At 74.1% G+C, this 21162-nt stretch carries 18 protein-coding genes; 12 read left to right on the forward strand and 6 right to left on the reverse strand.

Translation table 11 applies throughout. The features are described from left to right. The first annotated feature begins 223 nt into the window (after positions 1-223). From ACI79H_RS08750 to ACI79H_RS08795, 10 genes are all read left to right on the forward strand, one after another. Positions 224-1261 (forward strand): BMP family lipoprotein, encoded by a 1038-nt coding sequence (locus tag ACI79H_RS08750; protein WP_456553981.1) that lies wholly within the window; start codon positions 224-226, stop codon positions 1259-1261. A gap of 194 nt (positions 1262-1455) precedes the next feature. After that, the gene (locus ACI79H_RS08755) at positions 1456-3036 is read left to right on the forward strand and encodes an ABC transporter ATP-binding protein (protein ID WP_456553982.1); all 1581 of its coding nucleotides are present in this window, start codon (positions 1456-1458) and stop codon (positions 3034-3036) included. Next, entirely contained in the window at positions 3033-4214 is a 1182-nt protein-coding gene (locus tag ACI79H_RS08760) for an ABC transporter permease (protein WP_456553983.1), read from the forward strand. Before ACI79H_RS08755 ends, ACI79H_RS08760 begins: the two co-directional genes overlap by 4 nt. Further along, positions 4211-5497: an ABC transporter permease gene (locus tag ACI79H_RS08765; protein ID WP_456553984.1), complete on the forward strand. Its 1287-nt coding sequence runs from the start codon at positions 4211-4213 to the stop codon at positions 5495-5497. The genes ACI79H_RS08760 and ACI79H_RS08765 overlap by 4 nt, the downstream gene beginning before the upstream one ends. Continuing rightward, on the forward strand, positions 5497-5916 hold the full coding sequence (locus tag ACI79H_RS08770; protein ID WP_456553985.1) for a cytidine deaminase: 420 nt from the start codon (positions 5497-5499) through the stop codon (positions 5914-5916). Before ACI79H_RS08765 ends, ACI79H_RS08770 begins: the two co-directional genes overlap by 1 nt. Beyond that, positions 5916-7193, forward strand: a complete 1278-nt coding sequence (locus ACI79H_RS08775; RefSeq protein WP_456553986.1) for a thymidine phosphorylase — start codon at positions 5916-5918, stop codon at positions 7191-7193. Before ACI79H_RS08770 ends, ACI79H_RS08775 begins: the two co-directional genes overlap by 1 nt. 31 nt (positions 7194-7224) lie before the next feature. Continuing rightward, positions 7225-8130 carry an ABC transporter ATP-binding protein gene (locus ACI79H_RS08780; RefSeq protein ID WP_456553987.1) on the forward strand — a complete coding sequence of 302 codons (906 nt, stop codon included), beginning with the start codon at positions 7225-7227 and terminating at the stop codon, positions 8128-8130. Beyond that, positions 8127-8939 carry an ABC transporter permease gene (locus ACI79H_RS08785; RefSeq protein ID WP_456553988.1) on the forward strand — a complete coding sequence of 271 codons (813 nt, stop codon included), beginning with the start codon at positions 8127-8129 and terminating at the stop codon, positions 8937-8939. Before ACI79H_RS08780 ends, ACI79H_RS08785 begins: the two co-directional genes overlap by 4 nt. 52 nt (positions 8940-8991) lie before the next feature. Further along, the gene (locus tag ACI79H_RS08790) at positions 8992-10068 is read left to right on the forward strand and encodes an adenosine deaminase (protein WP_456553989.1); all 1077 of its coding nucleotides are present in this window, start codon (positions 8992-8994) and stop codon (positions 10066-10068) included. A 239-nt stretch (positions 10069-10307) separates the two neighbouring features. Next, on the forward strand, positions 10308-11828 hold the full coding sequence (locus ACI79H_RS08795) for a DEAD/DEAH box helicase (RefSeq protein WP_456553990.1): 1521 nt from the start codon (positions 10308-10310) through the stop codon (positions 11826-11828). Between the two features lie 129 nt (positions 11829-11957). Here ACI79H_RS08795 and ACI79H_RS08800 read toward each other — a convergent pair whose 3' ends face one another. The 4 genes from ACI79H_RS08800 to deoC form a co-directional block, all read right to left on the reverse strand. Further along, positions 11958-13358, reverse strand: coding sequence for a hypothetical protein (locus tag ACI79H_RS08800; RefSeq protein WP_456553991.1), 1401 nt, complete (start codon positions 13356-13358; stop codon positions 11958-11960). Between the two features lie 112 nt (positions 13359-13470). Further along, a complete protein-coding gene (locus ACI79H_RS08805) occupies positions 13471-14337 on the reverse strand; it encodes an aldehyde dehydrogenase family protein (protein WP_456553992.1) in 867 nt (288 codons plus the stop codon). Then, entirely contained in the window at positions 14334-15779 is a 1446-nt protein-coding gene (locus ACI79H_RS08810) for an aldehyde dehydrogenase family protein (RefSeq protein WP_456553993.1), read from the reverse strand. Before ACI79H_RS08810 ends, ACI79H_RS08805 begins: the two co-directional genes overlap by 4 nt. A gap of 5 nt (positions 15780-15784) precedes the next feature. Further along, positions 15785-16780, reverse strand: coding sequence for a deoxyribose-phosphate aldolase (gene deoC, locus ACI79H_RS08815; RefSeq protein ID WP_456553994.1), 996 nt, complete (start codon positions 16778-16780; stop codon positions 15785-15787). 102 nt (positions 16781-16882) lie between these two features. Between deoC and upp the strand changes: the two genes are divergently transcribed. Continuing rightward, positions 16883-17506 carry a uracil phosphoribosyltransferase gene (gene upp / locus ACI79H_RS08820; RefSeq protein ID WP_456553995.1) on the forward strand — a complete coding sequence of 208 codons (624 nt, stop codon included), beginning with the start codon at positions 16883-16885 and terminating at the stop codon, positions 17504-17506. 2 nt (positions 17507-17508) lie between these two features. Further along, positions 17509-18399 carry a Gfo/Idh/MocA family protein gene (locus ACI79H_RS08825; protein WP_456553996.1) on the forward strand — a complete coding sequence of 297 codons (891 nt, stop codon included), beginning with the start codon at positions 17509-17511 and terminating at the stop codon, positions 18397-18399. 7 nt (positions 18400-18406) lie between these two features. Here the strand turns inward: ACI79H_RS08825 and ACI79H_RS08830 are convergent, their stop codons facing one another. Both ACI79H_RS08830 and ACI79H_RS08835 read right to left on the reverse strand, forming a co-directional pair. Then, on the reverse strand, positions 18407-18970 hold the full coding sequence (locus ACI79H_RS08830; protein ID WP_456553997.1) for a dihydrofolate reductase family protein: 564 nt from the start codon (positions 18968-18970) through the stop codon (positions 18407-18409). 80 nt (positions 18971-19050) lie between these two features. Further along, positions 19051-21120 carry an acyltransferase family protein gene (locus ACI79H_RS08835; protein ID WP_456553998.1) on the reverse strand — a complete coding sequence of 690 codons (2070 nt, stop codon included), beginning with the start codon at positions 21118-21120 and terminating at the stop codon, positions 19051-19053. Positions 21121-21162 lie beyond the last annotated feature (42 nt).

Genomic DNA, 21162 nt, shown 5'->3' on the forward strand with positions numbered 1-21162 from the left:
TGACCCAGGCCACCCGACCCGGGCGCCCTTCGCAACGATCGGGTCTCAGTCCTCCGCGCGGCCGGTGGAGGTCCGCGGCCCCGCGGTTAGCGTTCTGCGTCGTGTTCTCCCGCGGTGCGCCCGGCGTGCCGCCGGCGGACGCGCGGAAGGAACCCCATCGGGACGTGCCGCCTCCGGGCAGGCAGGTCCCCCCAGAGAGGAGATCGTCTTGCGCCGAGCGCGGATGACGAAGGCCGCGGCGCTGCTGCTGGCCGGCGGCCTGGCCCTGTCGGCCTGCGCCAGCGACGAGGACAGCGGCGACAGCGGCAGCAGCAACGGCGGTGGCGACGGCGAGCTCCGCGTCGGTGTCGCCTACGACACCGGCGGCCGCGGCGACAAGTCGTTCAACGACTCGGCCATCGCCGGCGTCGAGGCGGCCGTGGACGAGCTCGGCGGTGAGATCGAGGAGCTCTCGCCCAACGACGACGGCTCCAACCGCGAGGAGCTGCTCACCCAGCTGGCCGACGCCGGCTACAACCCGGTGATCGCGGTCGGTTTCGCGTACGGCGACATCATCGGCGACATCGCCGGCGAGTACCCCGACACCCAGTTCGCGATCGTCGACACCTCGGTCGAGGAGCTCGGCGCGGACAACCTCACCGGCCTGATCTTCGCCGAGGAGGAGGGCTCCTTCCTCGCGGGCGTGGCTGCGGCCTCGAAGAGCGTGACCGGGCACATCGGCTTCGTCGGCGGCTCGCAGAGCCCGCTGATCGAGAAGTTCGAGGCCGGCTACGTGGCCGGTGCCCAGGCGGTCAAGCCGGAGATCATCGTCGACGTCACCTACCTCTCGCCCGCCGGCGACCCCTCCGGCTTCGGTGACCCCGAGGGCGGCAAGGTCGCGGCGCAGGGCATGTACCAGGCCGGTGCGGACATCGTGTTCCACGCCGCGGGCGGTTCCGGCGAGGGCGTCTTCGAGGCCGCCGTCGAGGCCGGTCAGCGCGCCATCGGCGTCGACTCCGACCAGTACCTGAGCGCGTCGCCCGACCAGCAGGCCGTGATCATGACGTCCATGCTCAAGCGGGTCGACAACGCGGTGGAGGAGTACCTCACCTCCTTCGCCGACGACAGCCTGGAGCCCGGCACGGACATCCTCAACGACCTCTCCACCGAGGGTGTCGGCCTGTCGGACTCCGGCGGCTACATCGAGGACATCCAGGACGTCGTCGAGGACTTCCGCCAGCAGATCATCGACGGCGACATCGAGGTCCCGACCACCCCGTGATCCAGGCGCGGGCCCGCTCGACGCGGGCCCGCGCTCACGGGTGGTCCCACGGCGGGCCCGGGCGCATGCCGCCCGGGCCCGCCGTTTCCGTGAGGGCTGCCGCCACCCGGCCGCCCCCGGTGCGGGATCATCCGCACAGCACCAGACGTGCGTCCGGCCACCCCGGGTGCACCGCGAGAGGGGAAGGCCCACCCATGGCCGAGGCAGCAGCCCACGGCGAGCACGCGGCGGGAACGGGGACGGGGGAGGCCCCGTACGCGGTCGAGCTGCGCGGCATCACCAAGCGGTTCCCCGGCGTGGTCGCCAACCGCGACATCGAGCTGCGGGTCCGCCGCGGCGAGGTGCACGCCATCGTGGGCGAGAACGGCGCCGGCAAGTCGACGCTGATGAAGACGCTCTACGGCATGCACCGGCCCGACGAGGGCACGATCCTGCTCGACGGCCGCGAGACGACGCTGCGCAGCCCGGCCGACGCGATCGCCGCGGGCATCGGCATGGTGCACCAGCACTTCATGCTGGCCGACAACTTCACCGTCCTGGAGAACATCGTCCTGGGCAGCGAGCCCACGTCGGGCGGCCGCCTGGACCTGGCCGAGGCCCGGCGCCGCATCCGCGAGATCTCCGAGCGGTACGCCCTGGACCTCGACCCCGACGTGCTCGTCGAGGACCTCGGGGTCGGCGACCGGCAGCGGGTCGAGATCGCCAAGGTGCTCTACCGCGGGGCCACGACGCTGATCCTCGACGAGCCCACCGCCGTCCTCGTCCCGCAGGAGGTCGACGAGCTGTTCGGCAACCTCGCCGAGCTCAAGCGCGAGGGCCTCACCGTCATCTTCATCTCGCACAAGCTCGACGAGGTCCGCAAGGTGGCCGACTCGATCACCGTGATCCGCCGCGGCACCACGGTGGGCAGCGCCGACCCGAGGACGACGACGGCGCGCCAGCTCGCCGAGATGATGGTCGGCTCCGAGCTGCCCTCGCCGCAGACTCGCACCTCGACCGTCCGCGAGACGCCGGTGCTGGAGCTGCGCGGGGTCACGGTCGCCTCGCTCACCGGCCGCCCCGCCGTGGAGGACGCCACCCTCACCGTCCGCGAGGGCGAGGTCGTGGGCATCGCCGGTGTCGAGGGCAACGGCCAGGCCGAGCTGGTCGACGCGATCATGGGCCTGCGACCGCTGGCCGCCGGCACCGTGGTCCTCGGGGCCGAGGAGATCACCGCCTGGAGCACCCGCGCCCGCCGCGAGGCGGGCATCGGCTTCGTGCCCGAGGACCGGCACCGCCAGGGGATGCTGCTCGACGCGCCGCTGTGGGAGAACCGGATCCTGGGCCACCAGACCCGTCCGCCGGCGGTGAAGGGGCCCTTCATCGACCGCGCCGGCGCACGCGCGGACACCGAGCGGATCATGCGCGAGTACGACGTCCGGGCCCCCGGGCCGGACACCCTCGCCGTCGCCCTGTCCGGCGGCAACCAGCAGAAGCTCATCGTCGGGCGCGAGATGAGCTCCAGCCCGCGCCTGCTGATCGCGGCCCACCCGACCCGCGGGGTCGACGTGGGTGCGCAGTCGGCGATCTGGGAGCTGCTCAAGGACGCCCGCGCCGAAGGGATGGGGATCCTGTTGATCTCGGCCGACCTCGACGAGCTGATCGGTCTGTCCGACACGCTCAAGGTCATGCTGCGCGGCCGGCTGGTCGCCACGCTGGACCCGGCGTCGCTCACGCCGGAGGAGCTCGGCGGGCACATGACCGGCGCCCACGACGGCTCGGTGGGTGCCGCGTGACCGTCCTCCGCCGCACCGGCTCGGCGCTGCTCGCGCCGGCCATCGCCATCGCCTTCGCCGTCGTCATCACCGCGCTGGTCATCCTCGCGATCGGCGAGAACCCCTCGACCGCCGTGCACGTGCTCGTCGACTTCGGCGACACCCCGGCGCAGCAGACCCAGGCGATCGTCGTGATCCTCAACCGGGCCGTGCCGCTGTTCCTGGCCGGCCTCGCCGTGTCGGTGGCCTTCCGCATGGGGCTGTTCAACATCGGCGTCGAGGGCCAGTACCGGATGGCCACCGTGCTGTCCGCCGGCGCCGGCGCCGCCGTCTCGCTGCCCGCCCCGCTGCACGTGGTGTTCGTCATCGTCGTCGCGATGCTGGTGGGCGCGCTGTGGGCCGGGATCGTGGCGGTCCTCAAGGTCACCCGCGGCGTCAGCGAGGTGATCAGCTCGATCATGCTCAACTTCATCGCGCTGGGCACCGCCTCCTGGCTGCTCACCGGGCCGCTCCGGGGCAGCGAGGAGGGCGCGGCGATCATCACCACGGAGGACCTGCCGGCGTCCGGCCGCTTCCCCGACCTCAACGCCGTGTTCGGCTGGATCGGGCTGGCCCAGCCGCGCGGGGAGCTCTACGGCTTCCTGCTCGTCGCGGTCGTCGCCGGCATCGTGATCGCGGTGCTGCTCAAGCGCACCCGCTTCGGCTTCGACCTGCGCGCCACCGGCCTGTCGCCCTCGGCGGCGACCGCCAGCGGCATCGACGCCCGGGGCATGGTCATCAAGACGATGCTCATCTCCGGGGCCGTCGCCGGGCTGATCGGCCTGCCCGACCTGATGGGCGACACCTACCACTTCGGCACCGAGTTCACCGCCGGGCTGGGCTTCCTCGGCATCGCCGTCGCGCTGCTGGGCCGCAACACGCCGATCGGCATCGCGTTCGCGGCGCTGCTGTTCGCCTTCCTCGACCGGGCCGCGGTGCCGCTGCAGTTCGCCGACATCCCCGCCTCGGTGGTCACGATCATCCAGGGCACGATCGTGCTCGCCGTCGTCATCGCCAACGAGATCGCCAAGCAGATCACCCGCCGGCGCGCCGAGAGGGACACCGGCCAGGGCGGCCCGCCCTCACCGGAGGAACCGCCGGCCGGGCCCCTGGGCACCGAGGGCAGCCGCATCGACACGCGTCAGGGGGCGGCACAGTGAGCACCGCGACCACCACTCCGGCGAGCTCGGCGGCGCCGTCCCGCGGCCCGCTGACCGAGCTGTTCCTCGGCGGCGGCACCGCGCGGCGGGTCACCTGGATCCTCGTCGGCCTGATGCTGCTGCTGTCGGTCGTCCGGATCATCTCCGGCGAGCAGGCGCTGACCTCGTCCTCGACCTTCTCCACCGCGCTGCTGCTCGCCGTGCCGATCGGGCTGGCCGGGCTGGGCGGCCTGTTCGCCGAGCGCGCGGGCGTGGTCAACATCGGCCTCGAGGGCATGATGATCCTCGGCACCTGGGGCGCCGGCTGGGCCGGTTACCAGTGGGGCTGGGCCGGCGCGATCGTCGGCGGCATCCTGTTCGGCGCGGCCGGCGGGCTGGTGCACGCCATCGCCACGGTCACCTTCGGCGTCGACCACGTCGTCTCCGGTGTGGCGATCAACATCCTCGCCGGCGGCATCGTCCGCTTCCTCTCCGAGCTGATCTACGTCGACAACCCGGCCGGCGGCGGCGTCACGCAGTCGCCGGCGCTGTCCAGCCGACCACCGAGCTTCTCGCTGCCGGTGCTCTCCGACGGGCCGGACCTGCTCGGCGACCTGGCGGACCAGCAGTGGTTCCTCGTCTCCGACGTCGCCGGCCTGCTGCGCGGCCTGACCAGCGGCGTCGGCGTCCTGACGCTGATCGCGATCCTGCTGGTGCCGATCAGCTACGTGGTGCTGTGGCGGACCGCGTTCGGGCTGCGGCTGCGCTCGTGCGGGGAGAACCCGGCGGCCGCCGACTCCCTGGGTGTGCCGGTCTACCGGATGAAGTACATCGCGGTGATCATCTCCGGCGGGCTGGCCGGCCTGGGCGGTGTGGCGCTGGTCTTCGTCGCCAACATCTTCAAGGAGGGGCAGACCGGCGGGCGCGGCTTCATCGGCCTGGCCGCGCTCATCTTCGGGAACTGGCGGCCCGGCGGCCTGGCGGCCGGCGCGGGGTTGTTCGGCTTCGCCGACGGTCTGCAGCTGCGCAGCCGGACGGCGGTCGTCGCGCTGCTGCTCCTGCTGGCCATCCTGCTGCTGGCGGTGGCGGTCTTCCAGACCACCCGCGGCAAGTACGTGCAGGCGGTGCTCGCCGCGGCCTTCGCCGGGCTGAGCCTGGTCGGCTTCCTCACCATCGACGAGCTGCCCACCGGTATCGTCTCGTTCACCCCGCACCTGACCACGCTGCTGGTCCTGTCGCTGGCCTCGCAGAGGTTGCGGATGCCGAAGGCCGACGGGCTGGTCTACCGGCGAGGGGAGCACTAGTGGACGGCACCGTCGACTGGGACGTGCTGCGGGCGGCCGCCCGCGAGGCGATGACCCGCGCCTACGCGCCGTACTCGCGGTTCCCCGTGGGCGTCGCCGGCCTGGTCGACGACGGCCGGCTCGTCACCGGCTGCAACGTGGAGAACGCCTCGTACGGCCTGAGCCTGTGCGCCGAGTGCGGGATGGTGAGCGACCTGGCGCGCTCCGGCGGCGGCCGGTTGGTCGCCGTGGCGTGCGTCGGGGGCGACGGGCAGCCGCTCATGCCCTGCGGCCGGTGCCGGCAGCTGCTGTGGGAGTTCGGCGGCCCCGAGATGCTCATCGAAACCGTCTCGCTCGGCATCGTCCCGATGCGCGAGGTGCTGCCCGACGCCTTCGGCCCCGACGACCTGGCCGCCGCCGCCGAGCGGGGGCAGGGCTGATGGCCGCGCACGACGCGATCGACGTCATCCGGGCCAAGCGGGACGGCGCGGAGCTCACCGCCGACCAGATCCGCTGGGTGATCGACGCGTACACGCAGCGGCAGGTGCCCGACGAGCAGATGAGCGCGCTGCTCATGGCGGTGTTCTTCCGCGGCATGTCGCCCGGCGAGCTGGCCGTCTGGACGCGGTCGATGATCGACTCCGGCACCCGCAAGGACCTCTCCGCGCTGGGCCGCCCGACGGCGGACAAGCACTCCACCGGCGGCGTCGGGGACAAGATCACGCTGCCGCTCGCGCCGCTGGTCGCCGCCTGCGGGGTCGCGGTGCCGCAGCTGTCCGGCCGGGGTCTGGGCCACACCGGGGGCACGCTGGACAAGCTGGAGGCGATCCCCGGCTGGCGGGCCGACGTGCACGAGGAGGCCTACCTCGCCCAGCTCCGCGACGTCGGTGCGGTCATCTGCGCCGCCGGCGAGGACCTGGCGCCGGCGGACAAGCTGCTCTACGCGCTGCGCGACGTGACCGGCACGGTCGAGTCCATCCCGCTCATCGCCAGCTCGATCATGAGCAAGAAGATCGCCGAGGGCGCCGACGCCCTGGTGCTCGACGTGAAGACCGGCTCGGGCGCGTTCATGAAGGACCCGGAGGCCTCCCGCGAGCTGGCCCGCACGATGGTCGGCCTGGGCCGGGCGGCCGGTGTCCGGACGGTCGCCCTGGTGACGGCGATGGACCGCCCCCTGGGCCGCGCCGCCGGCAACGCGGTGGAGGTCGCGGAGTCGGTCGAGGTGCTCGCCGGGGGCGGGCCCGCCGACGTCGTCGAGCTGACCGTCACCCTGGCCCGCGAGATGCTCGCCGCCGCCGGCCGCCCCGACGTGGACCCGGCCGAGGCGCTGGCGGACGGCCGGGCGATGGACGTGTGGCGGCGCATGATCGCCGCCCAGGGCGGCGACCCGGACGCGCCGCTGCCGCGGCCGGGCGAGACGCACGTGGTCAGCGCGCCGGCCACGGGCACGCTCACCCGGCTCGACGCCTACGCGCTGGGGGTCGCGGCCTGGCGGCTGGGTGCCGGGCGCGCCCGCAAGGAGGACCCGGTGTCGGCGGCCGCCGGCGTGCTGTGGACCGCCGGGGTGGGGGAGCAGGTGACCGCCGGGCAGCCGCTGCTCGAGCTGCACACCGACGACCCCGCCCGCATCCCGCGGGCCCTCGAGGCGCTGGAGGGCGCGGTGGGCGTCGACACCGACGACCGCCCGCTGCCGCTGGTCATCGACCGCGTGGAGTAGCCGCAGGGCGGGAGGAGCACACTGTTCCCCCGTGACGAGTTCTCCGCAGGTCGCACCCGCGACCGACCGCCCGAGGCCCGGTGACCCGCTCGACCCCGACGCCGCGATCTCGGTCCGCGGCCTGGTCAAGCGGTACGGCGACTTCACCGCGGTGGACGGGCTGGACCTCGACATCCGGCGCGGGGAGATCTTCGCGCTGCTCGGCCCCAACGGTGCGGGCAAGACGACGACGGTCGAGATCTGCGAGGGCTACCGCGCGCGCGACGCCGGCGAGGTCCGGGTGCTCGGTGACGACCCGGCGGAGGGCTCGCGGGCCTGGAAGGCGCGGCTGGGCATCGTGCTGCAGTCGGGCTCGGGCGACAGCCAGCTGACCGTGCGCGAGCTGGTGACCGCCCAGGCGTCCTACTACGCCGACCCGCGCGACGTCGACGAGGTGCTCGCGCTGGTGGGCCTCGAGGAGAAGGCCGGGGTCCGCGGCAAGGCGCTGTCGGGCGGGCAGCGGCGCCGGCTGGACGTCGCCCTCGGCATCGTCGGCCGGCCGACCCTGCTGTTCCTGGACGAGCCGACGACCGGCTTCGACCCCGAGGCCCGCCGGCAGTTCTGGTCGCTCATCCGCTCGCTGCGCGACCTGGGCACCACCATGCTGCTCACCACCCACTACCTGGACGAGGCCGAGGCGCTGGCCGACCGGGTGGGTGTCATCGCGCGCGGGCGGCTGGTCGAGGTCGCCGTCCCGCAGGCCCTGGGTGGGCGCGAGACCGCGCCGGCCACCGTCACCTGGACCGAGGGCGGCGCCCGCCGGACCGAGGCGACGGCCACCCCGACCGCGCTGGTGGCCGAGCTGGCCGCCCGCTTCGGCGGCGAGGTGCCCGACCTCGCCGTCGCCCGCCCCACGCTCGAGGACGTGTACCTCTCGATGATCGGCCACGACCGGTGACCGCTCCCACCCGCGAGGCGCAGCTGCCGTCGCTGCCCGCCGTCTACCGCTCGCGCAGCTCGGTCGAGCTCAAGGAGTTCTTCCGCCAGCGCGAGTCGGTGGTCTTCACCCTGCTGCTGCCGGTCCTGCTGCTCGTGGTGTTCGGCGCGGTGCTCGACTTCGACCTGGGGGACGGCGTCAGCTTCACCCAGTACTTCATGGCCGGGATCATCGCCGCGGGCATCCTCGGCGCCAGCCTGCAGAACATGGCGATCAGCATCGCCACCGAGCGGTCCGACGGGACGCTCAAGCACCTGGCCGGCACCCCGATGCCGCGCAGCGCCTTCTTCGTCGGCAAGGTCGTGCAGGTCCTGGCCGTGACGCTGGCCAGCATCGTCGTCCTGCTGCTGATCGGCGTGGTGTTCTACCGGATCGACCTGCCGTCGGGGACCGACTGGCTGACCTTCGCCTGGGTGGCGGTCCTGGGTGCGGCGTCCTGCACGCTGCTGGGCATCGCGATCTCCAGCCTGGCGAAGAACGGGCGCTCGGCCTCGGCCACGGTGACGCCGTTCGCGCTGCTGCTGCAGTTCATCTCCGGCGTCTTCTTCCAGTTCAGCGAGATCCCGACCTGGATGCAGACGTTCGCCTCGCTCTTCCCGCTCAAGTGGATGGCGCAGGGGCTGCGCTCGGTGTTCCTGCCCGACGCGCTGGCCGCCGACGAGCCGGCCGGATCGTGGGAGCTGGGCCGGGTCGCGCTCGTGCTCGGCATCTGGTGCGTCCTGGGCCTGCTGCTGTGCGTGCGCACGTTCCGGTGGCACGACCGCGGCTGACCCCGCCGCGGTGGTCCGCGGGCCGCTACCGGTCGCCAGGTAGCGTCCCTGCGTGCCCGCACCGCTGAACGCCGACTCCATCCGCCGGGCCCCCAAGGTTCTCCTGCACGACCACCTCGACGGCGGTCTGCGCCCGCAGACGGTGCTGGAGCTGGCCGACGCGCACGGTTACCGCGACCTGCCCGCCACGGACGCCGACGAGCTGGGCCGCTGGTTCCGGCAGGCCGCCGACTCCGGGTCCCTCGTGCGCTACCTGGAGACCTTCGCGCACACCGTCGGGGTCATGCAGACCGCCGACGCGATCCACCGGGTCGCCCGCGAGTGCGCGCTCGACCTGGCCGCCGACGGCGTCGTGCACGCCGAGGTGCGCTTCGCGCCCGAGCTGGCGACGGCGGGCGGGCTGCCGATCGAGGCCGTCGTCGAGGCGATGGTGGACGGCTTCGCCACCGGCGGTGCGGAGGCCACCGCCGCCGGGACGCCGATCCGCGTCGGGGCGCTGCTGTGCGCCATGCGCCAGGCCGACCGCTGGGAGGAGGTGGCCGGGCTGGTCGTGCGCTACCGCGACGCCGGCGTGGTCGGCTTCGACCTGGCCGGGCCGGAGATCGGCTTCCCGCCCGACCGCATCCCCGCCGCCATCGAGCTGCTGGACCGGGCCGGCGCGCACCGGACGGTGCACGCCGGCGAGGCGGCCGGCATCGACAGCATCCGCGCCGCGCTGGACGGCGCCCGCGCCGAGCGGCTCGGGCACGGCATCCGGATCGCCGACGAGGTGGCACCCGACGGCGCGCTCGGGCCCGTGGCGCAGCGGGTGCTGGACGCGCAGGTGCCCCTGGAGGTCGCGCCGTCGTCCAACGTGCAGACCGGCGCCTACCCGTCGCTCGCCCAGCACCCGGTCGACCGGCTGCACCGCCTGGGCTTCGCCGTCACGGTCAACACCGACAACCGGCTCATGAGCGGGGTCTCGGCGAGCAGCGAGCTCACCGCCGTCGCGGAGGCGTTCGGCTGGGGCTGGGACGACGTCGCGACCGTCACGGAGCGTGCGGTGGCGGCCGCCTTCCTCGACGACGCCGACCGCGCCCGCCTGCTCAGCGACGTCGTCCGGCCCGGGTACGCCGCCCTGCGGAGCTGACGCGCAGTGACCGTCCCCACCCCGGTGCGGGAATGGTGCGGGCCGCTCCGCTGCTAACCTGGGCGTACCGGCACATCGGCCGGTCATCCTCCCGGACGGAACGTCTGGGCACGAGCGCATCCGTGCAGATCGCGCGTCCGCAGGACGTGGAGCGATCGCCAGCGAGGACACCGGCTCCGCGCCGCACCCTCCTCTCTTCCACGGGACGCGCTCCGAGCTGTATCGGAGCCCCACCCCGCATGACTGTGGTCAACCCTGCGTCGTCCGAGCCGGACGAGGCCGTCACCACCCCTCAGAACACCCCCGAGAACACCACCGAGGGCACCCCGGCGGAGCCCGCCGGCCCGACCTTCGGCCAGCTGGGCCTGCCCCAGCAGCTGGTCACCGCGCTGGAGCGGCGCGGCATCCACCGCCCCTTCGCCATCCAGACCTCCGCGCTGCCGGACGCCCTCGCCGGGCGCGACGTGCTCGGCAAGGCCGCCACCGGCTCGGGCAAGACGCTGGCCTTCGGCCTGCCGCTGCTCGCCCGCATCGGCCGCGAGGTCAAGCAGGGCCGCCGCGCCCCCCGTGGGCTGGTCCTCGTGCCGACCCGCGAGTTGGCCCAGCAGGTGCACGACAACCTGGCGCCCCTCGGCCAGGCCACCGGCGTGCAGCTGGCGACCGTCTACGGCGGTGCCCCCATGTACCGCCAGATCCAGCAGCTCCGCCGCGGCGTCGACGTCATCATCGCCACCCCGGGCCGGCTGCAGGACCTGATCAGCCAGGGCGAGGCCACCCTCGCCGAGGTCGTCGTCACCGTCCTGGACGAGGCCGACTTCATGGCCGACCTCGGGTTCCTCCCGGTCGTCAAGGAGCTGCTGGACCAGACCGCCGCCGACGCCCAGCGCCTGCTGTTCTCGGCGACGCTGGACGGCGAGGTCGACGCGCTGGTCCGCCGCTACCTCAAGGACCCGGCGCGGCACGAGGTCAAGCGCCCCGGCGACGACGCCCCGCCGGCCGAGCACCTGGCGTTCACCCTCGCCTTCCGCGACAAGCTGCAGGTGGCCACCGAACTGGCCTCCCGCCCGGGGCGGACGATCATCTTCGCCCGTACCCAGCTCGGCGTGGACCGGCTGGCCGACAACCTCAAGGCCGCCGGCATCAAGGCCGAGGCGATCCACGGCGGGCTGCCCCAGTCGGCGCGCAAGCGCGCGCTGGAGGAGTTCACCGACGCCCGCTCGCCGGTGCTGGTCGCCACCGACGTCGCCGCCCGCGGCATCCACGTCGACGACGTCTCGCTGGTCCTGCACTACGACCCGCCGACGGACGCCAAGACCTACCTGCACCGCTCGGGCCGCACCGCCCGCGCCGGTGCCGCCGGTGTGGTCGTCTCGCTGCTCCTGCCCGACCAGGTCGGCCAGGCCAAGCGCCGGTTCCGCACGGCGAAGGTCGACCCGCCCCTGGACCGCACCCGGCCCGGCGACAAGCCGATCCTGGACCTGGTCGCCTCCGGCGTCCCGGTGGAGCCCAAGGAGCGCACCCAGCGCGACATGCGTCGCGGCGGTGGCGGCCCCGGTGGGCGTCCGCGCCGGGACGGCGAGCGCCCCAGCGGTTCCCGCGGCGGCCCGCGCCGCTCGTTCGGCGACCGTCCCCGGCCCGCCGGCGACCGGCCCGCGGGTGAGCGGTCCTACGGCGGCGAGCGGTCCTCCGGTGAGCGCTCGTACGGCGACCGCGGTCGCCCGGGTGGGCGGCCCGGCCGCCCCTCGCGCTACGGCAGCTGACACATGACGCAGCGGCCGGTCCCGGATCACCCGGGGCCGGCCGCTTCGTCGTCCCCAGGAACGTCGTCGAGATCTGCACACTCGGGGCGTTCAGGCCGCTGATGGCCCCGAGTGTGCAGATCTCGCGCGTCAGTCGCGGAAGACGAGCTTCCCGCTCAGGGTGCTGACGACCTCGTCCCAGGCGGTGCGGACGGCGGCGGCGTCCTCCTGGCGCAGCGTCGCGTCGGGCGCGCGCTCGCCGAGCGCCACGACCCGGCCCAGCGGCGCGGTCGGGGCCAGCAGCTCCTCGACGCGGCGCAGCCCGGTGTACTCCGCGAGGTCGCGGGCGCCCTCGGCCGGCTGGGCGAGGGCCGCGTGCCCCACGAGGCCGGTGGCGCCGTCGGCCACCTCGCCGAGCACCTCGGAGAGCCCGGCGAGGTCGTAGCGGTCCTGCTCGGCGGGCAGCGGCGGGGTGCTGGTCGCGGCGACCTCGGGCCAGGAGGCGATCTCGCTCAGGTCGTGCGGCTCGGTGCCGGCGCAGAACCGGGTCAGGGCCGCCGGGGACTCGAACAGGAAGACCTCGCCGTCGCGGCCGAGGAAGCGGGCGACGTCGTCGACGTAGCAGCGCAGCGTCAGGCCGGTGCCGTCGGGGACGACGACCTCGACGGGCAGGATGCCCACGCCCTCCCAGAACCGCGCGGCGGTGGCGACCGCGGTCGGGTCGTGCACCAGCCGTCCGCCGCCTCCGGCGATCGTCCGGACGCCGGCGGTGGAGGCGCCCGCGCCGGCCTCGACCGGCTCGACGTCGTCGTCCTCGTCCGCGTCGTCCGGCTCGTCGTCGACGGCGACCGGCGCGGCCTCGGAGGCCGACGGGTAGTCGGTGGGGGAGACGGTGCCGGCGCCGGTCCAGTCCAGGTGCTCGCCGAGCTCCTCGACCACGTCCTCCCACAGCTCGTCCAGGGCGCTGCCGACGCCGATCCAGGCGTCCTCTCCCGAGCGGCCGACGAACGCGTCGGGGCCCAGGCCCAGCGAGCCGATCTCCGGCCGGCCGGCGAGCTCGGCGACCGCCTCGAACTCGGTCTCGTCGTCGTCGAGGTCGTCCTCGTCGTCCTCGTCCGCCGTGTCCAGGCACTCGGCGAGCCGGCTGACGATGTCGATGGTGGCCGCCAGCTCCTCGACCGCCCAGCGGTCCGGGTCCTCCGCGGCGACGTCGTAGACGCCGTCGAGGTCGTAGCGGTGGTCGTCGTCCGGCGTCAGGTCGGCGGCACCCAGCCCGGCGACGACCGGCCAGACGGGGTGGTCGGCGAGGTCGTGGTCGGTGCTGGTGCGGCAGAACGCGGCCAGCGCACCCGGGGAGGGGAAGAGGTGCACGACGGCGGTGGGGACCGGGTTCTCCGGGTCGTCGTCGTTGATGTCGGCGCGGACCTCGACGGTGGTGCCGAGGAACGCCTGCCACTCCTCGCCGTCCTCCTCCCACGGAGGCGCCCAGAGGGTGTAACCGGTGCGGTCGTCGAGGGTGAGCGCGATGGGGACGATGCTGGGCCTGGCCACGGGGAGACTCTGCCAGATGGGCGGCCCCGCCCTCCTGCCCCTTTCGGCTCAGCCGCCGGACCCCGTGGTCGCCCGCCTGGTCCTGCTGGAGCGGCTCGTGGATGACCGAGGCTCAGAGCCCCATCGGGTGCCAGACCGTCTTGGTCTCCAGGAACGGCGTCATCCGGGTGAGGCCGGGGTCGGCGGTCCAGTCCGGCTCGGTGGCCGGCGGGCGCAGGACGCGCTTGATCGTGCCGGCGGCCTCGCGCTCGAACTCCATGGCCCGTCCGGCAGGAGCGCCGGTGAGGTCGATGCCGTCGACGTCCGCGTGCTCGGCGAGCCACGGGCCCAGCTCCTCGGCGTCGCCGGTGAGCAGGTTCACCACGCCGCCGGGGACGTCGCTGGTGGCCAGCACCTCGCCGAGCGTGACCGCGGGCAGCGGGCGGTCCCTCGACGTGACGACGACGGCCGTGTTGCCGGTGGCCAGCACCGGCGCGAGGACGCTGACCAGCCCGAGCAGCGAGGACTGCTGCGGCGCGAGGACGGCGACGACGCCGGTCGGCTCGGGGGTGGAGAAGTCGAAGTACGGGCCGGCGACCGGATTGGCCCCGCCGAGGACGGCGCCGAGCTTGTCCGTCCAGCCGGCGTACCAGACCCAGCGGTCGATGGCGGCGTCCACGGCGGCCCGGGCCTTGGAGGAGCTCAGCCCCTCGCCGGCCGCGACCTCCTCGCAGAACTGGACGTGCCGGCCCTCCATGACCTCGGCCACCCGGTAGAGCACCTGGCCGCGGTTGTAGGCGGTGGCGCCGGACCACTTCGCGAAGGCCCCCCGGGCGGCGACGACGGCGTCCCGGGCGTCCTTGCGGCTGGCGCGGGCGGCGTTGGCGAGGAAGTGCCCCTTGGTGTCGGTGACCTCGTAGGTGCGGCCGGACTCCGACCGCGGGAAGGCCCCGCCCACGTACAGCTTGTAGGTCTTGCGCACGGCGAGCCGGTCGTTCACTGCTGGGCACCCTTCAGGTACGCGGCCAGGCCGTGGCGGCCGCCCTCGCGGCCGTAGCCGGACTGCTTGTAGCCGCCGAACGGCGACGTCGGGTCGAACTTGTTGAACGTGTTGGCCCACACGACGCCGGCGCGGAGCTGGTCGGCGATCTTCAGGATCCGCGAGCCCTTCTCCGACCAGATGCCGGCCGAGAGCCCGTAGGTGCTGTTGTTCGCCTTGGCGACCGCCTCGTCCGGCGTCCGGAAGGTGAGCACGCTCAGGACCGGGCCGAAGACCTCGTCGCGGGCGATGCGGTGGGCGGGGGAGACGTCGGTGAAGACCGTCGGCGGGAACCAGAAGCCGCGCTCGGGCAGGTCGCACGTCGGCTGCCAGCGCTGCGCGCCCTCGGCCTCGCCGACGTCGGAGAGCTCCCGGATGCGGGCGAGCTGCTCGGCGGAGTTGATGGCGCCGATGTCGGTGTTCTTGTCCAGCGGGTCGCCGACGCGCAGCGTGCCGATGCGCCGCTGCAGGGCGGCGATGACCTCGTCGTGGACCGACTCCTGCACGAGCAGCCGGCTGCCGGCGCAGCACACGTGCCCCTGGTTGAAGAAGATGCCCTGCACGATGCCCTCGACGGCCTGGTCGATCGGGGCGTCGTCGAACACGATGTTGGCGGCCTTGCCGCCGAGCTCGAGGGTCAGCTTCTTCTGCGTCCCGGCGACGGCGCGGGCGATCTGCCGGCCGACGTCGGTGGACCCGGTGAAGGCGACCTTGTCGACGTCGGCGTGCTCGACGACCGCGCGGCCGGTGTCCCCGGCACCGGTGACGATGTTGACGACGCCGGCCGGGAGGTCGGCCTGCCGGCAGATCTCGGCGAACAGCAGCGCGGTCAGCGGGGTGGTCTCCGCCGGCTTGAGGACGACGGTGTTGCCGGCGGCCAGCGCGGGGGCGACCTTCCAGGCCAGCATGAGCAGCGGGAAGTTCCAGGGGATGACCTGGCCCGCGACGCCGAGCGGCCGGGGCTGCGTGCCGAGCCCCACGTGCTCGAGCTTGTCCGCCCAGCCCGCGTAGTAGAAGAAGTGCGCCGCGGCCAGCGGCACGTCGACGTCGCGGGACTCGCGGATCGGCTTGCCGTTGTCCAGGGACTCCAGGACCGCGAACTCGCGGGCGCGCTCCTGCATCAGCCGGGCGATGCGGAAGAGGTACTTGCCGCGATCGGCCGGGCGCATCGGGCCCCAGGTCCGCTCGAAGGCGCGGCGGGCGGCGCGCACGGCGCGGTCGACGTCGGCCTGGCTGCCGGAGGCGACCTCGGTGAGGACCTCCTCGGTGGCCGGGTTGACCGTCTTGAACGGGGTGCCCGTGCCGTCGACGAACTCGCCGTCGACGAACAGGCCGTAGGACGGCGCGATGTCGACGATCGAGCGCGACTCGGGTGCGGGGGCGTACTCGAACGGGGTGCTCATCGTGGTCAGTCCACCGTGACGTGGTCGGGGCCGGAGTAGTGGCCGGTGCGCAGCTTCTGGCGCTGGAGGAGGAGGTCGTTGAGCAGGCTGGAGGCGCCGAAGCGGAACCAGTCGGGGTGCAGCCAGTCCGGGCCGACGGTCTCGTTGATCAGCACCAGGTGCTTGATCGCGTCCTTGGTCGTCCGGATGCCGCCGGCGGGCTTGAACCCGATCTGCCGGCCGGTCGCGGCGCGGAAGTCGCGGACCGCCTCGAGCATGACCAGGCCGACCGGGAGGGTCGCGGCCGGACTCACCTTGCCGGTGGAGGTCTTGATGAAGTCGCCGCCGGCGAGCATCGCGATCCAGCTGGCGCGGCGCACGTTGTCCAGGGTGATCAGCTCGCCGGTCTCGAGGATGACCTTGAGGTGGGCGTCCCTGCAGGCCTCCTTCACCGCGACGATCTCCTCGTAGACGTCGAGGTAGCGGCCGGCGAGGAAGGCGCCGCGGTCGATGACCATGTCGATCTCGTCGGCGCCGTTCTGCACCGCGTCGCGCACGTCGGCGAGCTTCACCGCGCGGCTGGCCCGGCCGCTGGGGAAGGCGGTGGCGACGGCGGCCACGTGGACGCCGCTGTCGCCCAGCGCCTCGCGCGCGACGCCGGCCAGGTCGCCGTAGACGCAGACGGCCGCGACCCGCGGCGTCGCCGGGTCGGTCGGGTCGGGGCGCAGCGCCTTGGCGGCCAGGCTGCGGACCTTGCCGGGGGTGTCGGCGCCCTCGAGGGTGGTGAGGTCGACCATCGAGATGGCGGTGTCGATCGCCCACGCCTTGGACGTGGTCTTGATCGACCGGGTGCCCAGCTGCGCCACGCGGGCCTCGGCGCCGACCTGGTCGACGCCGGGCAGGCCGTGCAGGAAGGCGCGGAAGGCCGAGTCGGAGCGCGTGACGTCGCGGTACGGGGGGAGCGGTACCTGCAGCGCCCGGGCGTCGTCCGACAGGGCGTCGGGGTCGAGCACGTGGGTCATGCGGGCCATTCTCCCCTGTGCGGGGAGCCACACCGCCGTCCGCTCACCCCGAGGGAGTGCGTGGGCTCCGACACGCCGTCCACGGGTCGCTACCGTTCACCCGTGCAGCTGACCGTGGTCGACCACCCGCTCGCCCGAGCCCGGCTGAGCCGGATGCGCGACGAGCGCACCGACAACGCCGCCTTCCGCGCCGCGCTCCGCGAGCTCACGCAGATGCTGGTCTACGAGGCCACCCGCGAGCTCACGGTCGCCGAGGAGACGATCCGCACGCCGGTCGTGGAGACGACGGGCTACCGGCTCGCCGCACCGCCGCTGATCGTGCCGGTGCTCCGGGCCGGGCTCGGCATGGCGGACACCGCGCACGGGATGCTGCCGGAGTCGCAGATGGGCTTCGTCGGCTTGGCCCGCAACGAGGAGACGTTCCAGCCGGAGGCCTACATGGCCTCGCTGCCGGAGACCCTGGTCGACCGGCACGTCTTCGTGCTGGACCCGATGTTGGCGACCGGCGGCTCGCTGGTGCACTGCTGCGGCCTGCTCACCGCCCGCGGCGCCACCCGGATCACCGTGCTCTGCGCGCTCGCGGCCCCCGAGGGGATCCGGCGGCTGGAGGAGAGCGGGCTGCCGCTGCGGGTCTTCACCGCCAGCGTCGACGAGGGCCTCAACGAGAACGCCTACATCGTCCCGGGCCTGGGCGACGCCGGCGATCGCCAGTTCGGCGCGGTCTGAGGATGCGCGTCGGGCTGCTCGGCACCGGCCCCTGGGCCCGGGCCGTGCACGCTCCGGCGCTCGCCGGGTACGAGTCGGCCGAGCTGATCGGCGTCTGGGGGCGTGACCTCGAACGGGCCAAGGCGCTGGGTGCGGAGTTCGAGGTGCCCGGCTTCGCCGACGTCGACGCGCTGCTCGACCAGGTGGACGCCGTCGCCTTCGCGCTGCCGCCCGACGTCCAGGCGCCCCTGGCCGAGCGCGCCGCCGCGGCGGGCAGGCACCTGCTGCTGGAGAAGCCGGTCGCGCTGTCGACCGAGGCCGCGGACCGCGTGGTCGACGCCGTCGGCGCCGCCGGGGTCGCCTCCGTCGTCTTCTTCACCCTCCGGTTCCAGGACGCCACGACCACCTGGTTAACCCAGGCCGCGCGCACGCAACTGGCCGGCGGTGCCGGATCGTGGCTCTCGTCGATCGCGGGCACGCCCTACGCCTCGTCGGCGTGGCGGCAGGAGCGCGGCGCGCTGTGGGACGTCGGCCCGCACGCCCTGTCGGTGCTCGTGCCCGCCCTCGGCCCGGTCGTCGCCGTGCAGGCCGGCGCGGGGTTGCGGGACACCGTGCACCTCGTGCTCACCCACGGGTCGGGAGCCACCTCGACGGTGACGGTGTCGCTGACCGTGGCGCCGATGTCGGCCGGCGTGGAGCTGTTCGTGCACGGCGACGCCGGCCGGCTGGTGCTGCTGCCCGAGGCCGGGAAGGCCCGGAATGCCTACGCGGTCGCCCTCGACGAGCTGCAGGCGGCCGCGCTCACCGGGGGCACGCACCCGTGCGACGTCGTCTTCGGGCGGGACGTCGTCACGGTGCTGGAGACCGCGGAGCGGGCCCTCGGCTCCGGCTGCCGGGAGAGCGTCCCTCGCTGAGCCGGGCTCAGCGCTCCCGCTCGTACCGGAGCATGACGACGCCGTTGGAGAAGGTCCGCGTCCCGGCCAGCCGCAGGTCGGAGGGCGCCTGCCCCGGGCCGAAGGCCTGCCGGCCGCTGCCCACGAGCACCGGGTTGACGAAGAACCGGTACTCGTCGATCAGGTCGTGCCGGCGGAACGCCGCGGCGAGGTCCGGCCCGCCCAGGACCAGCTCCTCCCCGGGCAGCTCCTGGAGCGCGCGGACCTCGGCGGGGGAGACGTCGCGCACGAGCGTCGCGTTCGGCCCGACCTCGTCGAGCGTGCGCGAGTAGACGATCTTCGGGGTGTCCCGCCAGATGCCGGCGAACTGCGCCATGGGCGGCGGGGCGTCCGGGTCCTGGTCGGCGGTGGGCCAGAACGCCTCCATGAGCTGGTAGGACACCCGGCCCTCGAGGAAGGCGCTCGCCCGGTCGAGCTGCTCGTTGAAGAAGGTGTGCAGCTCGTCGTCGACCCGGTGCCAGCCGAGGTCGCCGTCCGGGCCCTCGAAGTAGCCGTCCAGCGACACCATCAGGTGGAACACGATCCTGCGCACGACCTGCCTCCTCGCGGACCCGGTGGCCCTCGCGGGCATGACCGCCGCGGAGGGCCGGACTCATCGGTCGCGCGGCACGCTCACCAGCCGATCGCCGGCAGCAGGTCCTCCCGCAGCATGCGGGTGACGGTCCGCATGTAGGTCCCGGTCACGTGGTCCATGTCCATGTACACGCGCACGTTGCCGACCAGCGACGGGCAGACGGCGTCGTCGCAGAAGTAGCGGCTGGTGTCGAGCAGACTCACGCCGGCGGGCAGCAGGTCGGCGGAAGCCTCGAGCAGGCCGTCGGTGTACACGGCGTCCCGGGCCAGCTCGCAGCGGGCGGAGTCGTCGCCCCACTGCGCCTGGCAGTCGGGCACGTCGTCGAGGTGCCGCGGGCTGTCGCGCATGCCGATGACCCGGAGGCCGGCGTCCGAGAGCGACTGCCACGCCTCGAGGTACCCGGCCGGCAGCCACTCCTCGCCGTCGCCCGGGGCGGTGCGGGTGCCGGTGGCGAGGACGAGGTCGGGCGCCAGGGAGACGACGCGGTCCACGAGGCGCGAGCGCCAGGCGACGCACGGCTCGAACTCCGGGTCGCCCTCGGAGAAGAACTCCGACTCGGTGGACAGGGCGCACCCGCCGCGGATCAGCGACACGACCTGCCAGCCCTGCTCCTCGGCGAGGGCCGCCACCGGGGGCAGCCACTGGGCGGAGTGCGAGTCGCCGACGACGGCCACCCGGCGCGGCCGGTCGTCGCCGCCGAGCACGCACACCTCCACGTCGACCGGCACCGGTCCGCCCTCGTCCACCTCGGTGCTGCAGGTCGCCTCGGGCGGCAGCCACGGCCAGTCGTCGCGGATCACCGAATCCGGCGGCAGGGGCTCGACACCTCTGATCCCGCCGGTGGCGGGGAACGCCGTCCGCAGCGCCTCGGCCCCCGGGTAGTCCGGGTCGTCGGCCACCGCGGCGAGCCGGTCGGCCTCCCGGTCCATCCAGGTGCCGGCTCCCCAGCCCGCGGTCACGAGCGGGAGGGCGCACGCCGCGACGGCGACCAGGGCGACCGACGGCCGGCGCGCGCTGATCCCCTCGGCGGCCGGCCGCTCCACGAGGCGGTGGGTGACGGCGCTGAGCAGCAAGGACAGGCCGATGACCTGCAGCGCGCCGAGCAACGAGGGGGTCTCGCGCCCGGTGTGCACGAGGTAGAGGACGAGCACCGGCCAGTGCCACAGGTAGAGCACGTAGGAGCGCGCGCCCAGCCAGCGCGCGGCCGGGGTGGACAGGACGCGGTGCGCGCCGAACCGGCCACCCCGGTCGGCCGCGACGACGACCGCGACGGCGCACAGCACCGGCCAGGCCGCCTGCCAGCCCGGGAACGTGCGGGCGCCGTCGAGCAGTGCCCCGCAGCCGACCAGCGCCAGCACACCGCCCCAGCCGAGGGCCGCGGACCAGCGGGCGCCGAGCCGTACCCGGTCGAGCAGCAGCGCGGCGAGGGCGCCGGCGCCGAGCTCCCACAGCCGGGGGAGGGTGGAGAAGTAGGCGACGGGCTGGTTGGCCGCCGTGGCGACCACCGACCAGCACAGGCCTGCGGCGGTGAGCAGCGCGACGGCCGCCGTGGCGATCCGGCGGCCGTGCCGGCGCCAGGGGCTGCGCCGGACGAGCTGTGCGCCCAGCCAGAACAGCGGCGGGACCGCTAGCAGCACCTGCATCTGGATGGACAGCGACCAGAACTGCTGCATGGGGCTGGCCAGCGCGTTGCTGGCGGAGTAGTCGACCGCCTCGCGCACCAGCTGCTGGTTCTCGGTGAAGGTCACCGAGGCGAGCAGGTGGTCGGCCAGCTCCCGCCAACGGCTGGCCGGGAGGACCCACAGCCCGGCCAGGGTCGTGCCGAGCAGCACGAGCGCGGCCGACGGGACCAGCCGACCGAGGGTCCGGGTCATGGACCGCAGCGGCGCGACGTCGCCGGTGCGCCGGAGCTGCCCGCTGATGCTGTGGACGAGGAAGAAGCCGCTGAGCGCCAGGAAGACGTCGACGCCGCCGGACACCCGGCCGCTGAACACGTGGTAGCCGACGACGAGGGACACGGCGAGGGCGCGGAGGCCGTCGATCTCGGTGCGGTGGCGCCGGACCAGGGCCTCCGGCGCGTCAGCGCGGGTGGTGGTGGTTCGAGGCATGCGGCGCGTTCGGATCCCGGCGTCGACGACGTGTGTGCTCTG

This window comes from Blastococcus sp. SYSU D01042 (genome assembly GCF_054050515.1).

What these genes read in the sequence shown, in the direction of transcription:
- ACI79H_RS08825 (WP_456553996.1), top strand. Translation starts at nt 17,509, where the DNA reads ATGCGCGTCGGGCTGCTCGGCACCGGCCCCTGGGCCCGGGCCGTGCAC.
- ACI79H_RS08810 (WP_456553993.1), bottom strand. Translation starts at nt 15,779, where the DNA reads ATGAGCACCCCGTTCGAGTACGCCCCCGCACCCGAGTCGCGCTCGATC.
- ACI79H_RS08795 (WP_456553990.1), top strand. Translation starts at nt 10,308, where the DNA reads ATGACTGTGGTCAACCCTGCGTCGTCCGAGCCGGACGAGGCCGTCACC.
- ACI79H_RS08755 (WP_456553982.1), top strand. Translation starts at nt 1,456, where the DNA reads ATGGCCGAGGCAGCAGCCCACGGCGAGCACGCGGCGGGAACGGGGACG.
- deoC (WP_456553994.1), bottom strand. Translation starts at nt 16,780, where the DNA reads ATGACCCACGTGCTCGACCCCGACGCCCTGTCGGACGACGCCCGGGCG.
- ACI79H_RS08835 (WP_456553998.1), bottom strand. Translation starts at nt 21,120, where the DNA reads ATGCCTCGAACCACCACCACCCGCGCTGACGCGCCGGAGGCCCTGGTC.
- ACI79H_RS08775 (WP_456553986.1), top strand. Translation starts at nt 5,916, where the DNA reads ATGGCCGCGCACGACGCGATCGACGTCATCCGGGCCAAGCGGGACGGC.
- ACI79H_RS08750 (WP_456553981.1), top strand. Translation starts at nt 224, where the DNA reads ATGACGAAGGCCGCGGCGCTGCTGCTGGCCGGCGGCCTGGCCCTGTCG.